Source organism: Marinobacter sp. VGCF2001, assembly GCF_049943275.1.
Taxonomy (GTDB): Bacteria; Pseudomonadota; Gammaproteobacteria; order Pseudomonadales; family Oleiphilaceae; genus Marinobacter.
On record NZ_JBNFVX010000018.1, the window covers coordinates 53,991 to 68,352 of the forward strand.

Annotated in this window: 14 protein-coding genes; 9 read left to right on the plus strand and 5 right to left on the minus strand. The window is 59.5% G+C overall.

Annotation, left to right across the window (positions count from 1 at the left end; genetic code table 11):
- The first annotated feature begins 14 nt into the window (after positions 1 to 14).
- The 8 genes from mutL to ACP2AU_RS14820 all read left to right on the plus strand — a co-directional run bounded on the left by mutL (position 15) and on the right by ACP2AU_RS14820 (position 9,506).
- Positions 15 to 1,898, plus strand: coding sequence for a DNA mismatch repair endonuclease MutL (gene mutL, locus ACP2AU_RS14785; protein WP_426376985.1), 1,884 nt, complete (start codon positions 15 to 17; stop codon positions 1,896 to 1,898).
- Positions 1,899 to 1,957: 59 nt separating this feature from the next.
- On the plus strand, positions 1,958 to 2,950 hold the full coding sequence (miaA, locus tag ACP2AU_RS14790) for a tRNA (adenosine(37)-N6)-dimethylallyltransferase MiaA (RefSeq protein ID WP_426376999.1): 993 nt from the start codon (positions 1,958 to 1,960) through the stop codon (positions 2,948 to 2,950).
- A gap of 34 nt (positions 2,951 to 2,984) precedes the next feature.
- Positions 2,985 to 3,230, plus strand: a complete 246-nt coding sequence (gene hfq / locus ACP2AU_RS14795; RefSeq protein ID WP_426376986.1) for an RNA chaperone Hfq — start codon at positions 2,985 to 2,987, stop codon at positions 3,228 to 3,230.
- Between the two features lie 93 nt (positions 3,231 to 3,323).
- Positions 3,324 to 4,622 carry a ribosome rescue GTPase HflX gene (gene hflX / locus ACP2AU_RS14800; protein WP_426376987.1) on the plus strand — a complete coding sequence of 433 codons (1,299 nt, stop codon included), beginning with the start codon at positions 3,324 to 3,326 and terminating at the stop codon, positions 4,620 to 4,622.
- A gap of 78 nt (positions 4,623 to 4,700) precedes the next feature.
- Positions 4,701 to 5,885, plus strand: a complete 1,185-nt coding sequence (hflK, locus tag ACP2AU_RS14805; RefSeq protein ID WP_426376988.1) for an FtsH protease activity modulator HflK — start codon at positions 4,701 to 4,703, stop codon at positions 5,883 to 5,885.
- A 3-nt stretch (positions 5,886 to 5,888) separates the two neighbouring features.
- Complete coding sequence (gene hflC / locus ACP2AU_RS14810; RefSeq protein WP_426376989.1) at positions 5,889 to 6,764, plus strand: protease modulator HflC; 876 nt, start codon at positions 5,889 to 5,891, stop codon at positions 6,762 to 6,764.
- A 191-nt stretch (positions 6,765 to 6,955) separates the two neighbouring features.
- Positions 6,956 to 8,137 carry an ATP phosphoribosyltransferase regulatory subunit gene (locus ACP2AU_RS14815; RefSeq protein WP_426376990.1) on the plus strand — a complete coding sequence of 394 codons (1,182 nt, stop codon included), beginning with the start codon at positions 6,956 to 6,958 and terminating at the stop codon, positions 8,135 to 8,137.
- A gap of 73 nt (positions 8,138 to 8,210) precedes the next feature.
- Entirely contained in the window at positions 8,211 to 9,506 is a 1,296-nt protein-coding gene (locus tag ACP2AU_RS14820) for an adenylosuccinate synthase (RefSeq protein WP_426376991.1), read from the plus strand.
- Between the two features lie 70 nt (positions 9,507 to 9,576).
- On the opposite strand, the gene cmoB is transcribed toward ACP2AU_RS14820, so the two are convergent.
- Genes cmoB through ACP2AU_RS14845 form a run of 5 tightly spaced genes read right to left on the minus strand, consistent with a single transcriptional unit; the run spans position 9,577 to position 13,185 of the window.
- The gene (cmoB, locus tag ACP2AU_RS14825; protein WP_426376992.1) at positions 9,577 to 10,569 is read right to left on the minus strand and encodes a tRNA 5-methoxyuridine(34)/uridine 5-oxyacetic acid(34) synthase CmoB; all 993 of its coding nucleotides are present in this window, start codon (positions 10,567 to 10,569) and stop codon (positions 9,577 to 9,579) included.
- The gene (gene cmoA, locus ACP2AU_RS14830; RefSeq protein WP_426376993.1) at positions 10,556 to 11,344 is read right to left on the minus strand and encodes a carboxy-S-adenosyl-L-methionine synthase CmoA; all 789 of its coding nucleotides are present in this window, start codon (positions 11,342 to 11,344) and stop codon (positions 10,556 to 10,558) included. The genes cmoB and cmoA overlap by 14 nt, the downstream gene beginning before the upstream one ends.
- Complete coding sequence (locus tag ACP2AU_RS14835) at positions 11,337 to 11,717, minus strand: kinase (protein ID WP_426376994.1); 381 nt, start codon at positions 11,715 to 11,717, stop codon at positions 11,337 to 11,339. The genes cmoA and ACP2AU_RS14835 overlap by 8 nt, the downstream gene beginning before the upstream one ends.
- 20 nt (positions 11,718 to 11,737) lie before the next feature.
- Positions 11,738 to 12,757 carry a serine/threonine protein kinase gene (locus ACP2AU_RS14840; RefSeq protein WP_426376995.1) on the minus strand — a complete coding sequence of 340 codons (1,020 nt, stop codon included), beginning with the start codon at positions 12,755 to 12,757 and terminating at the stop codon, positions 11,738 to 11,740.
- A gap of 5 nt (positions 12,758 to 12,762) precedes the next feature.
- A complete protein-coding gene (locus ACP2AU_RS14845) occupies positions 12,763 to 13,185 on the minus strand; it encodes a hypothetical protein (protein WP_426376996.1) in 423 nt (140 codons plus the stop codon).
- A gap of 121 nt (positions 13,186 to 13,306) precedes the next feature.
- On the opposite strand from ACP2AU_RS14845, the gene ACP2AU_RS14850 reads away from it, so the two are divergent.
- On the plus strand, positions 13,307 to 14,362 hold a 1,056-nt coding region (locus ACP2AU_RS14850), incomplete at its 3' end, for an NAD(P)/FAD-dependent oxidoreductase (RefSeq protein ID WP_426376997.1).

The window sequence follows — 14,362 nt, forward strand, 5'->3', positions numbered from 1 at the left end:
GGTAGTTCCCGGATATGCCCCACATCCAGTTGCTGTCGCCCCGGCTCGCCAACCAGATTGCCGCAGGGGAGGTGGTAGAGCGCCCTGCCTCGGTGGTAAAAGAGCTGGTCGAAAACGCCCTGGATGCCGGGGCCGCCCGTGTCGATGTGGACGTCGAACAGGGGGGAGCAAAGCTGATCCGGGTGCGCGACGACGGCTCCGGTATCGAAGAAGCTGACCTGCCTCTGGCGCTGAGTCGCCATGCGACCAGCAAGATACTGACATTGGACGACCTCGAGGCGGTGGCTTCCCTGGGCTTTCGGGGCGAGGCGCTGGCCAGTGTCAGTTCCGTTTCACGCCTGACTCTGACCTCGCGTACCGAACACCAGGAGGCTGCGGCCCGGGTAGAAGTCGAGGGCCGCGACATGGATGCCCACATTTCACCGGCAGCACACCCCGTGGGCACGACTGTGGAAGTGCGAGATCTGTTCTTCAATACCCCCGCCCGCCGGAAGTTCTTGCGTACCGAAAAAACCGAATTCAATCACGTTGAAGAATGCGTCCGTCGGCAGGCCCTGGGGCGCTTCGATACCGGGTTTACCCTGCGGCATAATCAGCGGGTGGTGCACAGCCTGCGCCCGGCAGAGACCGACCTCGACAAAGAGCGCCGCATTGGCTCGCTGTGTGGTCAGCAGTTTATCGACAATGCCGTGGTAATCGACGCGGAGGCCACCGGGCTCCGGCTGTGGGGCTGGGTGGCCTTGCCGACCTTTTCCCGCAGTCAGGCGGATTTGCAGTATTTCTTTGTTAACGGCCGGGTTATCCGGGACAAACTGGTGGCCCATGCCGTGCGCCAGGCGTATCGGGATGTGTTGTATAACAATCGTCACCCGGCGTTCGTTCTGTACCTTGAGGTAGATCCGGCGACTGTGGATGTCAATGTCCACCCAACCAAGCATGAAGTGCGGTTCCGGGACGGACGATTGGTACACGACTTTATTTTCCGTACTCTGCATCGGGCTCTGGCGGATGTCAGGCCGACCGACCACCTTCGCGGTGCCAGCGCCCAGTCGTTCGGTCGAGAGGCCGTTGCGGCCCCGGCTGCAGGCTCTGTCGGTGAGCCCGCCGCCGGGAATTCGTCATGGTCATGGCCGGCGCCGTCGGGTTCCGCAGATGGGCCGGTTCCGGCGGGGCCCCAGAGACAACAGGAATGGCGAGCCAGCGATCAGATGGGGTTCTATCAATCCCTGAACGAAGGTGGTGGTGTTGCGTCCCGGGAGCCCCACACAGTTGCTCCGACCCCGGCCATTACACCTGCGGTGGGAGGTGCAGAGGAGCCTCCGCTGGGGTACGCGATCGCTCAGCTCCATGGCATCTATATCCTGTCTCAGAGCCACGCGGGCATGATCGTGGTGGATATGCACGCAGCCCATGAACGCATCACCTATGAGCGCATGAAACGGGCGTTGGCCGAGCAGGATCTGAAAAGCCAGCCTCTGCTGGTACCGTTATCGCTTGCGGTTAGCCAGAAAGAGGCCGCGGTGACCGAAAGCCATGGCGAGGAATTGCAGCAGCTTGGCCTTCAGATTGAACGTATCGGGCCCGAAACGCTGGCGGTACGGCAGGTGCCTGCACTGCTTCGCGGCGCGGATACCGAGCAGCTGGTGCGGGATGTGCTGGCGGACCTGATTGAGCATGGCCAGAGCGACCGGGTTGAGGCCGTTACCCACGAACTGCTGGGAACCATGGCCTGTCACGGTTCAGTCCGTGCAAACCGGCAGTTAACGATTCCGGAGATGAATTCGTTGCTGCGCGACATGGAAGCCACGGAACGCAGTGGCCAGTGTAACCATGGCCGGCCCACCTGGACTCTGGTCACACTGTCGGAGCTCGACAAATTGTTCCTGAGGGGGCGCTAAGCGTGGCGCCCGCCGAGAGCACCGTCGAACAGCATTCGCTGCCCCCTGCGATATTTCTGATGGGGCCAACGGCCTCGGGCAAGACCGATCTCGCCATCGAGTTATGCAATCGCTTGCCCTGCGAGATCATCAGCGTTGATTCCGCGATGATTTACCGCGGAATGGATATCGGAACGGCCAAGCCTTCCGCTCAGGAACTGGCCCTGGCTCCTCACCGGTTGATCGATATCTGTGACCCCGCTGAGACCTATTCGGCGGCTGACTTTCGCCGGGATGCGCTGGCGGCCATGAGCGAGATTACGGCGCGGGGCGGAATTCCGCTGCTGGTGGGCGGCACCATGATGTATTTCAAGGCGTTGCTGCACGGTATGTCCAACTTGCCGTCCGCAAGCCCGGCGCTCAGAGCGCAGATTGAGCAAGAGGCACGGGAGCATGGCTGGGAAAGGTTGCATCGCGAGTTGGTGAATAAAGACCCGGAAGCCGCGCGCCTGATTCATCCAAACAATCGCCAGCGCCTTATGCGGGCGATTGAAGTCATACGGCTCTCGAGCCAGCCGATTTCCTCGTTCTGGCGCGCCAGGGCAGGCAGTGACGGTGTTTCGGAGCAGTCCGGCATTGAGGATTACACGTATTTCACCCGGTGGCAGGCAGACGAAAGCGCTGACCTGCCGTATACTGTCCTGCAGTTTGCCCTCGCACCTGCCGACCGTTCGGTGCTCCATGCGCGCATAGAACAACGGTTTCTGGCGATGCTCGAAGCAGGCTTTATTGACGAAGTCCGCGCCCTGATGGCGCGTGGTGATCTCAGCCCCGATCTGCCCTCGATGCGTTGCGTGGGCTATCGCCAGGCCTGGGAGTACCTTTCGGGTGATGAAGAGTATGGAAACTTTGTCGCCAAGGGGGTTGCAGCAACCCGCCAACTGGCGAAGCGGCAGCTTACCTGGTTGCGGAAGTGGCAGGATGTGCACTGGCTGGATTCTTCCGATCCGCAGGTGGTGCTCGATACCTTGAAAAAATCCGGGTATAGCACCACATTTAACGCTGACTATTGACGATCTGCATTTACAAATAAACAGGAGAAAACTCATGTCAAAAGGGCATTCGTTACAAGACCCTTACCTTAATGCCTTACGCAAGGAACGCATTCCGGTTTCTATCTTTCTGGTCAACGGTATCAAGCTTCAGGGCCAGATCGAGTCGTTTGACCAGTTCGTGATTCTTCTCAAGAACACCGTGAGCCAGATGGTTTACAAGCACGCTATTTCGACCGTGGTTCCTGCTCGCAATGTTCGGCTTCCGCTGCAGAACCCGGAAGGTGAGTCTGAAGACTGATCTCACCCTCTTTTTCAACTTTTACACCCGCGTTCCAGGACAGCCCAGAGCTTGAATGGTCGCGGGTGTTTGTGTTTATGGAGCTGATGAAATTTGTTTGAGCGTCCAGATGTCGGAGAGCGGGCGGTTCTCGTCCATATCGATTTTACGGCCCACGATGAGGCGGAGGATCCGGGTGAGTTCCGGGAGCTGGTTGCGTCGGCTGGCGTAGAGTCTGTGGCAACGGTGACCGGTACTCGAAAACAGCCCAGCCCGCGCCTGTTCGTGGGGGAAGGGAAACTCGAGGAAATCCGGGATACCGTTGCGGCTTCTGAAGCCGATGTGGTGCTATTCAATCATGCCCTGAGTCCCAGCCAGGAGCGAAACATCGAGCGTGAATTGAAGTGCCGGGTGCTCGACCGTACCGGAGTGATCCTGGATATTTTCGCCCAGCGAGCCCGGACCCACGAGGGCAAGCTTCAGGTGGAGCTTGCGCAGCTCGAGCATATGTCAACACGGCTGGTGCGGGGCTGGACCCACCTTGAACGCCAGAAGGGCGGCATTGGTCTGCGAGGTCCCGGGGAAACCCAGCTTGAGACGGACCGTCGATTGCTCAGGGAACGCATCAAATCCATTCACCGTCGGCTCGAGAAAGTGCGAAAGCAGCGCGATCAGGGACGCCGGGCGCGAAAGCGTGCCGACATACCCACGCTGTCACTGGTAGGGTATACCAACGCCGGCAAGTCGACGTTATTCAACCGAATCACAACTTCCAGCGTATATGCAGCAGACCAGTTATTTGCGACGCTTGATCCGACACTGCGCAGGCTGGAACTTCCGGATATCGGGCCGGTCGTAATGGCCGACACGGTGGGCTTTATCCGCCATTTGCCGCACAAGCTGGTGGAGGCGTTCCGGGCAACGCTTGAAGAGACAACTCAGGCAACTTTGCTGTTACATGTGATTGACAGCCAGGACGGGCGCCGGGATGAAAACGTTGAGCAGGTTGAAGATGTCCTGGCGGAAATCGGTGCCGATGAGATTCCGGTGCTTCAGGTGTTCAACAAAATCGATTTGCTGGCGGATTTCGAGCCACGGATTGATCGGAACGAGGAAGGCCTGCCGGTAAGGGCGTGGGTATCCGCGGTCACGGGCGACGGTCTGGAGTTGCTGTTCGATGCCATTGTCGAGCGCCTCGCCGAGGATGTGGTGCACTATTTCGTGCGCCTGGGCCCGACCGATGGAAAATTGCGGGCCTTATTGCATGAGGCGGGTTCAGTGCTCAGTGAAGACCACTGTGACAATGGCGATTCAGTGCTGGAAGTCCGGCTGCAAAACCGGGACTGGTTGCAGCTTCTGAGCAGGGCCGGGGTGCGTGAAGATGCCATTCGGCTGGAAAGCCGGCAGATCTGAACGCTGCCCGCTATTGCCGGGGCCACTATAAATCCCTAGTATTTGCAGCCATTCGATTAAACACGAACGGAGAGAACTATGGCCTGGAACGAACCGGGTGGAAACCGCAACGACAACGATCCCTGGGGAACCGGTGGCGGTCGTCGCGGCAATGATCAGGGGCCACCAGACCTCGATGAAGCCCTGAAGAGAGGGCTCGACAAGCTGAACCGTATGCTTGGAGGCAAGGGTGGCAACAGTGGTGGCGGCCGTTCCGGCGGCAGCGCTGGCGGCTTTGGCGCCATTCTGGCCATCGCTGCCATTCTGGTGGCCGGTTATGTCGTCTATCAATCGTTTTACACCGTGGACGAGCAGGAACGGGCGGTTGTCCTTCGCTTTGGTGAGTACAACCGTACCGAGAGCCCGGGTCTTCGCTTCAAGGTTCCCTTGATTGATACCGTCAACAAGGTTCGGGTGACCAGTATTCGCACCGCAGAATCATCCGGTCAGATGCTGACCCAGGACGAAAACCTCGTCACCGTCGACCTGCAGGTTCAGTACCGGGTAGGTGATGCAGAGGCTTACGTGCTGAATGTGCGTGATTCCAACCAGGCACTGGCGTTTGCCACCGACAGCGCCCTGCGCCACGAAGTGGGCAGTTCGTCGCTGGATGACGTTCTCACAGAGGGACGTGCGGAACTTGCGGTCAGGGTCGAGCAGCGGTTGCAGAGCTTCCTGCGTGAGTACGGCACCGGCCTGGAAGTGGTCCGGGTCAACGTGGAAAGCACCCAGCCGCCAGCGCCCGTGCAGGATTCGTTCCGTGAGGTACAGCGGGCGCGCGAGGATGAGCAGCGCCTGAAAGAGGAAGCAGAAACCTACCGGAACAAGATTGTCCCGGAAGCGCGCGGCCAGGCTCAGCGTCTGATCGAAGAGGCGAACGCCTACAAAGAGCAGGTTATCGAACGTGCCCGTGGTGAAACCGCCCGTTTCAACCAGTTGCTGGCCGTATACGAGAGTGCTCCGGGGGTAACTCGCGAGCGGATGTACATCCAGGCGCTGGAGCAGGTTTTGGGTAACAGCAGCAAGATCTTTGTTGATACCGAAAGCAGCGGCAACATGATGTACCTGCCGCTGGATCGCCTGACGCAGGGCGCTCTGCCATCTTCGGGTAGCCGTTCGTCCGGCGGCAGCGGTGGCCAGCAGGTGGATATCCAGAACCTGACCGACCAGGTGTTGCAGGAGTTGCGTACCCGGCAGGACACCAACATTCGGAGGAGCAGATAAGTGATGGGACCTAAAGGTGTAGTGGGTCTTGCAGGCGCCCTGATTGTTGTCCTGCTTGTGCTGTCCAGTGTGTACATCATCCCGGAGACTCACCGTGGCGTGAAGCTGCGGTTCGGTGAGCTGGTGGAAACCAACATCCAGGCCGGGCTTCATTTCAAGGTTCCGGTTATTGACCAGATCCGTGAGTTCGACATCCGGGTGCTGACGATGGATCTGCCCTCCCGGCAGTACCTGACCATCGAAAAGAAACCGCTGGACGTTGATTCCTATGTGGCCTGGAAGATCCTGAATGTGGATCAGTTCTACCGCGCGACCGGGGGTGACGAGTTTCGCGCCCAGACCCTGATTCTGTCTCGGGTAGACAACGGTCTGCGGGACGAATTCGGTATCCGTACCATGCACGAGGTGGTGTCTGGCCAGCGTGACGAACTGATGCATACGCTGCGCGACCGGGTGAACGAGACCTCGGTGAAAGAGTTCGGCATTGAAGTTCTGGATATCCGGGTGAAAGCGATCGAATTTCCCGGGCAGGTCAGCGAGAACGTCTATCGCCGGATGGCTACGGAACGCCAGAAACTGGCCCAGGAATTCCGCTCCCGGGGTCAGGAGCTTGCCGAGGGTATTCGGGCAGACGCTGACCGTCAGCAAACGGTGATTCTGGCCAGCGCTTTCGCTGAAGCCGAGACCACCCGTGGTGAGGGCGACGGTGAAGCTGCCCGGATCTACGCTCAGTCCTATGGTGCCAATGAGGAGTTCTACAGCTTCTACCGCAGCCTGCAAGCGTACCAGAACACCTTCTCTGGTAAGGACGACATCATGGTGATTGATTCTGACAGCGACTTCATGAAGTTCTTGAAGAATCCAGCCGGCGCCAACTGAGCCGGCTGACGCCAGTAAAACCGGATTCCTGGGGAATTTTAGTTGAACCCCGGGATTCCGGTTTTTTTGTGTCTGCCAACCGTGTAGAATTCTGGCGGTTTTGTGTCGGGTTTTTATCGGACCCGAGCGCCTAAATCCTGAGTTGCCCCCTGGCCTGGTGCCAGCGCGGGAAAAACGGACGACAGAATCTCATGACTGTATCTGATCGCTGGTTACTGCCTGACGGAGTAGAAGACATTCTGCCGCCGCTGGCCGGGCGGATCGAATCCCTGCGCCGGGATGTTATGGATACCTGCCAGCGCTGGGGTTACCAGCTGGTTATTCCTCCGCTGATTGAATACCTTGAATCCCTGTTTACCGGGACCGGTCACGACCTGGAATTGCAGACGTTCAAACTGACAGACCAACTGAATGGTCGGATGATGGGCGTTCGTGCCGACATGACGCCCCAGGCGGCCCGTATTGATGCACACACACTGGGACAGGACGGCATTACCCGGCTGTGTTACGCCGGGCACGTACTGCACACCCGGCCCCGCCATATGCTGACCGGCCGGACGCCGATCCAGGCAGGCTGCGAGCTGTTTGGCAGTGAGTCGGAGGCGGCTGACATGGAAGTGATCAGCCTGATGCTGGAAACACTGCGGGTGGCCGGTTTGCCCAGGATTCATATGGATCTGGCGCACGTGTCCATTTACGAAAGCCTGATCACCGAGGCCGGATTTGATCGCGACACCGAGGCTGCGGTATTCGATGCCATGGCCCGCAAGTCTGCGCCGGAGCTCGACAGGCTGCTGGGCGATTGCCCCGGGGGGTCTGCCGGCTGCCGTTTGCGTCAGTTGGCCCGGGTAAGTGGAGGCATTGAAGCGCTCGCCCAGGCGCGGGATATCCTGGGTGGAGCATCCGAAGCCATTGACGAGGCTCTGGATCAGCTCAACCGGGTGGCAGAGATGCTCTCGCGCCATTATCCGGAAGTGAGTCTGGGCTTCGATTTTTGTGAGCTGCGCGGATACAACTACCACACAGGCCTGGTGTTTGCCGCTTATGTCCCGGGTTATGGCGATGCGGTTGCCAAGGGTGGTCGTTACGATGCCATTGGCAGTGACTTTGGTCGTGCTCGCCCTGCAACCGGGTTCACGCTGGATATTCGCGCCCTGGTTTCGTTGGGGGAGCGTCCCTTCCGCCCGGCCGGAGCCATTTGGGCGCCCGCCGACGGGGACACTGCGCTGGAGGACGTGATCTCAGGCTTGCGAATGACCGAGACGGTGGTCCGTGCGCTGCCGGATGATCGTCAGACGAATCCGCTTGAGCGTGGCTGTGACCGCCAATTGGTGAGTCGCGACGGAAAATGGGTTGTCGAGCCGATCGCCTGAGGGGCGTGATTGAATTTTTCGGGGTAAATCTTAAGGACGCGTGCCGCTGGCCCGTCTGAATTGAGAGAGAATCATGGGTAAAAATGTAGTTGTGCTGGGCACCCAATGGGGTGATGAAGGCAAAGGCAAGATTGTTGACCTTCTGACCGATAAAGTGTCAGCCGTTGTCCGCTTCCAGGGCGGCCATAACGCTGGTCATACGTTGGTGATTGAAGGCAAGAAGACGGCTCTGCACCTGATTCCGTCCGGCATACTCCGGCAGGACGTTCAGTGTCTGATCGGCAACGGTGTGGTGCTGTCGCCCGAGGCATTGCTGAAAGAAATGCGGGAGCTGGAAAACAGTGGTGTCGCCGTTCGCGAGCGTCTGAAAATCAGTCTGGCATGCCCTATTATTCTGCGCACCCACGTTCGTATCGACCAGGCCCGAGAGCGCGCCCGTGGCAACGACAAAATTGGCACCACCGGCCGGGGTATCGGGCCGGCGTATGAAGACAAAGTGTCCCGTCGCGGCGTGCGTCTGGGCGACCTGTGCAATCCCGCCGACTTTGAACTCAAGGTGCGGGAAATCATGTCTTATCACAACTTCGTGTTGACCGAGTACTTCAAGGAAGAAGCGGAAGATATCGATGCCGCCCTGGAAGAGCTCGCGCAGATGGGGCAGGAAATCCTGCCCATGGCGGCGGATGTCACCGACATCCTGCACGATTACCGCAAGCGTGGCGAGCATATCCTGTTTGAAGGTGCGCAGGGTTCGCTGCTTGATATCGATCTGGGTACCTATCCGTACGTGACGTCGTCCAACACGACGGCGGGCGGCACCGCAACCGGTTCCGGGTTTGGGCCGTTGTATCTGGACTATGTTCTGGGCATCACCAAAGCCTACACCACGCGAGTAGGGGCTGGACCATTTCCAACGGAACTGTTCGACAACATGGGCGAACACCTGGCCATCAAGGGCAACGAGGTTGGCACAACGACCGGCCGCTCCCGCCGTTGCGGCTGGTTTGATGCGGTGGCGCTGCGTCACGCCATCCAGATTAACAGCGTGTCTGGTATTTGCCTGACCAAACTGGACGTTCTGGATGGCCTTGAAACCGTCAAGGTCTGTGTCGGCTACAAAACTCCGCGGGGCGAGATTACCCGTCCGCCGATTGGTTGCGACAATTACAGCGACATTGAGCCGGTTTACGAAGAGTTGCCGGGCTGGAGTGAGAGCACGGTTGGTTTGACCAGCGTGGATCAGTTGCCTGAGAACGCCAAGTCTTATATCCGTTTCCTTGAGGCTCAGATCGAGGCGCCGATTGATATTATTTCCACGGGCCCGGACCGGGTGGAAACGATCACCCTGCGTCATCCGTTCGGAGAGTAATTCCGAAGAAAAAACCGCCTTTGGCCGATGCCTAAGGCGGTTTTTTTGTGCCTGTTGTTCAGGCGGGTTCTCAGGGTTTTTCGGCAATCAGTGTTGCCCGTTTGGGGCCGGGATATCCCTCGATGGTTTTCGATGGGTCAGTCGGGTCCAGAAAATCCGCCAGAGAGTTGAAGCGCATCCAGTCGGTCCGCCGCTGCTCATCCGTCGTGGTGTCGCTGACATCAACCACCCGGGCATTCCGGAAACCGGTTCGGTCCAGCCATCTCAGGAGGGTAGGGCAGCTGGGCAAGAACCAGACGTTGCGCATCTGGCCGTAACGGTCCTCCGGCATCAGGCTATGCCCCTCTGGGCCGTCTACTACCAGAGTCTCAAGAACCAGTTCACCCCCGCGGCGCAGTGTGCTCTTCAGCTCAAGCAAATGATCCAGCGGTGATCGTCGGTGATAGAGCACGCCCATGGAGAAGGTGGTATCGAAGCATTCCAGATTGGCCGGGAGATCCTCCATGCGCACGGGCAGCAGGTCTACCGGTACCTGCCCGAGATAGCCTTTGACGGCGAGAAACTGGAACAGGAACAATAATCCCGGATCGATTCCGATGACCCGTTGGGCGCCGGCACCGGCCATGCGCCAGCAGTGGTAGCCGGAGCCGCATCCCACATCCAGCACGGTCCGCCCTCGAAGATCGGCCAGGTGGGGCGCGACCCTTTCCCACTTCCAGTCCGAACGCCACTCGGTATCGATGTAGGTGCCGAAGAAGTCGAACGGACCTTTACGCCAGGGCATCAGGCCCCGGAGGCCCTGCTCGAGACCGGCCAGGGCTTCCGGGTTCAGGCCGGCGGGGCTGGCGAGTGTCACTGCGGAACGATTAAGGTCAACGCTTGCGCCAGTCACGCGGGGCAACGATTGCAGTGCGGTATGCCAGCGCTCCATGTCGCCGTGGGGATTGTCATCAAACCGTCGGGCAAGCTGGTCACTGAGTGCGGCCGCCCAGCCTTGCTTGCCCGTTTCGGCCAGGTAAGAAAGGATCGGGTCAAAGTGCGTGTGCCAGTCAAACATTGCCATGGTTCATCGAGCTTTTTGGGGTTTCCGGATTCTTGATAGCCAACATCGAGACAAAGTTGAAACACTGGTACCAGACCAGAACCCGGTCAAACCCGGCTTGCAGGAGTCGGTCCCGGTGTGCCGTCACGGTTTCTGGAATCATGATGTTTTCAATGGCTGCGCGTTTCTGGCTGATTTCCAGATCGGAATAGCCGTTAGCGCGCTTGAATTCGTGGTGTAGCAGAGTCTGAGTGTGCTGATCTTCGGCGCAGTCAAAGCGAATTTTTTCCGACAGAATCAGCACACCCCCTGGCCGGGTAGCATCGCTGATGCGCTGCAATAGCATCAGGCGTTGTTCCGGCGGCACGAACTGCAGGGTGAAATTCAGTGTGGTTACCGAGGCATTGGTCAATGCGGTATCCAGAATGTTTTCACAGCGCAGGGTGACCGGCAGATCGTGGTCATCCAGCGCAATGTAGTGCTCGCAGCGCTCAATCATGGCATCCGAGTTGTCCACGCCCACCAGTGTGCAATCGGCGTGGGGAATGCCGTGGCGCATGGCCAGTGTCGAGGCGCCAAGTGAGCAGCCAAGATCGTAACAGTGAGTGCCCGGCTGGGCGTATTGCTCGGTAATCACCTCGATCATGGGAATGATGGTGGTGTAGCCGGGAACGGAGCGGCGGATCATGTCCGGAAACACCCGGGCGACCGAGGCGTCAAAGCGGAAATCCTCAGGATTGCGCTCTGTCGCGAACAAGCGGTCGGTTAGTTGCTCGGGGGGCTGGCGATCACGCATCGCCGGCTCCGGATGCGTTATCTCCCGCTGCTGGTACGGCCGGGTCACGATCGGTGGGTGAGGGACGGGCACAGCGTACGCCGCGATTCTTGTAATCAACCAGGATGCCCCGGAACGAGGGGTCCACATCGGCGGCAATGGCCAGGTAGCCGTTTTCACACACGGCGTGCAACTCTGACGATTTACGGGACATCCGGAACGTATCGCCCGGTTTGACGTGGATGGCGGTGAATTCGCCCACTGGCGCGTGGTCCTTGTTATCCGAGTGGTCAATCCGGCCGGATGCCTCCAGTACCATCACTGTGCCGACGATGGCCGCAACACCGGTGACAATCAGGCTCTTGACGGTAAAACGCCGTTCGTTATCGCTCATGGGTACCTCGTATCAGAAAATCAGAATTGGCCGGGCAGGCTGATGGCCGGCTCCTGCAGAGCGGCCAGCTGCTCACGCAGTGCCAGAATCTGGTCCGACCAGAATCGTGGCTGCGAAAACCAGGGAAAGAATCGTGGGAAGGCCGGGTCTTCCCAGCGTCGCGCCAGCCAGGCGCAATGGGCGATTTGCCGGTAGCACCGCAAGGGCTCGATCAGATGGCGCTCGCGCCGGTTGAAATCCCGGAACATCTCATAGCCCTCGAGTAGCTCGCCGAGCTGGGCGCCACGCTCCCCGGCTTCGCCGTTCAGAAGCAGCCACATATCCTGTACCGCCGGGCCTGTACGGCAGTCGTCCAGGTCGACAAACAGCATGGTTTCGTCACGGCACAGGATGTTGCCGGCGTGGCAATCGCCATGGATGCGCAGGGTGTCTACCGGGCCGGCTTCTGCAATGCGTTCACTGCAGTTTCTGATCAGGTCCGGAATCAGAGAGTTCCAGGCGGGTTTCAGGTCCTCCGGAATCCAGTTGCCTTCAACCAGCAGCCGGTTGCTCTGTTCCAGGCCCGCCAACAGATCGAAGCTGGGGCGGTGCTCAAACGATTTCACCGCGCCCATGTTGTGGATCTGCCCGAGCCATTGCCCGAGACGATACAGGGTGTCGGTAACGCTGGTATCCGGGGCCTGGCCGCCCCGTTGCGGGAACACCGCGAACCTGAAATTGTAGTATTGGCCAAGCGAGTGCCCGCCCGGAAGCCGTATCGGGGCGACAACGGGAACGCCGGCTTCCTGCAGCGCCAGGGTGAATTCATGCTCTTCCAGAATCGCCTGTTCCGTCCATCGGCCGGGCCGATAGAACTTGACGATCACCGGTGGGCTGTCTTCAAGGCCAACCTGATAGACGCGGTTTTCGTAACTGTTTAGCGCGAAGAGCCGGCCGCTGACTTCAAACCCCTCAGCTTCGATGGCGTCAAGAATGACCTCGGGGGTGAGGGCATCGTAGGGATGTGAGGATGTGTCTGTTTCCGGTGGTTCAGGCTGCATAGTGCTCAGAATGTGGTGTCGTATCGGGTTTTCATGAATTGCAGGTGGTACCAGTTTTCGTCCAGCTCCCAGCGCACCCGTTTAACGTGCCCGGTGGCCAGGATAATATCACCGGCCCTGGCCTGAACCTGGGCAAGTTCCCTTTCCGCTTTTTGCCAGTCGCGATGGGTATCGGCCAGATAGCGCATACCCGGAAACACGGAGGTTAACGCTTTCTGTGTTGATACCGAGTGGGACCGCAGGGAACTGATAACGGCGGTATCGCCCTCAACCCGCAATACCCTATGTTGATAGGGATAACTGGCAACGGCTTTGTCCTGTTTCAGTTGTGCGTTCAGGTCGGTGACTTCAAAGCCTCGCCAGCCGATCCAGCCGACAAAGAGTGCCGCCACCACCATGACGGTAAGAAACTGTTTTCGATCAGACATCGCCAGGCTCCCTGCATTTGTTCTGTCTGCCGACAAGTATAACGGTTCTTGGCAGGCAGGTAATGCAACAGGCCTGGATCTGGGGTAATTTCCCGAAGAAACCCGGGTAAAGGAGGACAGAGTGAGCCAGGAGCAATTCAGCACGCAGACCGTCGTCATCGGCGCCGGTGTGGTGGGGCTCGCGATTGCCCGCGCCCTTGCCCGTTCGGGGCGCGAGGTGCTGGTGCTCGAAGCCGGCGCGCGGATTGGTGAGGGGGTATCATCCCGCAACAGTGAGGTGATTCACGCGGGCATCTACTACCCGAGCGATTCGCTCAAAGCTCGTGTATGTGTGGCGGGCAGGCAGAGACTCTATGAATTCTGCGCCAGTCATAAGGTCGCGCACCGCAAGTGCGGAAAATGGATTGTGGCCAGTGACGAGGTGCAGGCCGGGCGCCTGGACGACATCCAGGCCGGAGCCGCCAGCAATGGGGTGGCGCTGGAGGCCTACGACGCCGCTGCGTTGTCCGGTCGTTTGCCGGCTCTTCGGGCCTGCAGGGGGCTCTGGTCTCCGGAAACCGGAATTGTCGATAGCCATGGCCTGATGCTGGCGTTGCTGGGCGATCTGGAAGACGCTGGAGGTCAACTGGCACTGAACAGCCCGGTTGTGGCGGCTGAATCTGGTTCGCAAGGCCATGTTTTGACCGTCGGTGAAGCCGGCGAGCTGTTACTGGGCGCCCGCGAAGTGATTAATGCCGCCGGATTGGGGGCTCCCCGGCTGGCGGCGCTCTGGGCCGGGTTGCCCGAGAGCGGCCAGCCTCAGCAGTGGTTGGCGCGGGGCGTTTACTTCAGTTTTAGCGGCAAGCATCCCTTCGATACCCTGGTGTATCCGTTGCCGGAGCCGGGAGGGCTGGGTATCCATCTGACCCTTGACCTGGCAGGGCAGGCCCGGTTCGGGCCGGATGTTGAGTGGGTCGATGGCGAGGGGTACCAGGTTGATCCCCGACGGGCCCGCAGCTTCGCAGACAGCATTCGGCGATGGTGGCCGGGGCTGGACGCATCCCGCTTGCAGCCAGCCTATGCAGGCATCCGCCCGAAACTGGTCGGGCCGGATGGCGGGTTTGCCGATTTTCGTATCGATGGTCCTGCCGAGCACGGGGTTGGGGGTCTGGTCAATTTGTTCGGCATCGAGTCCCCG

Bases quoted from the DNA above. Each gene is read 5' to 3' on its own strand.
- hflK (WP_426376988.1), top strand. From the start codon at position 4,701: ATGGCCTGGAACGAACCGGGTGGAAACCGCAACGACAACGATCCCTGG.
- cmoA (WP_426376993.1), bottom strand. From the start codon at position 11,344: ATGCGTGATCGCCAGCCCCCCGAGCAACTAACCGACCGCTTGTTCGCG.
- ACP2AU_RS14820 (WP_426376991.1), top strand. From the start codon at position 8,211: ATGGGTAAAAATGTAGTTGTGCTGGGCACCCAATGGGGTGATGAAGGC.
- ACP2AU_RS14815 (WP_426376990.1), top strand. From the start codon at position 6,956: ATGACTGTATCTGATCGCTGGTTACTGCCTGACGGAGTAGAAGACATT.
- ACP2AU_RS14845 (WP_426376996.1), bottom strand. From the start codon at position 13,185: ATGTCTGATCGAAAACAGTTTCTTACCGTCATGGTGGTGGCGGCACTC.
- miaA (WP_426376999.1), top strand. From the start codon at position 1,958: ATGGGGCCAACGGCCTCGGGCAAGACCGATCTCGCCATCGAGTTATGC.
- hfq (WP_426376986.1), top strand. From the start codon at position 2,985: ATGTCAAAAGGGCATTCGTTACAAGACCCTTACCTTAATGCCTTACGC.
- cmoB (WP_426376992.1), bottom strand. From the start codon at position 10,569: ATGGCAATGTTTGACTGGCACACGCACTTTGACCCGATCCTTTCTTAC.
- hflC (WP_426376989.1), top strand. From the start codon at position 5,889: ATGGGACCTAAAGGTGTAGTGGGTCTTGCAGGCGCCCTGATTGTTGTC.
- mutL (WP_426376985.1), top strand. From the start codon at position 15: ATGCCCCACATCCAGTTGCTGTCGCCCCGGCTCGCCAACCAGATTGCC.
- ACP2AU_RS14840 (WP_426376995.1), bottom strand. From the start codon at position 12,757: ATGCAGCCTGAACCACCGGAAACAGACACATCCTCACATCCCTACGAT.
- ACP2AU_RS14835 (WP_426376994.1), bottom strand. From the start codon at position 11,717: ATGAGCGATAACGAACGGCGTTTTACCGTCAAGAGCCTGATTGTCACC.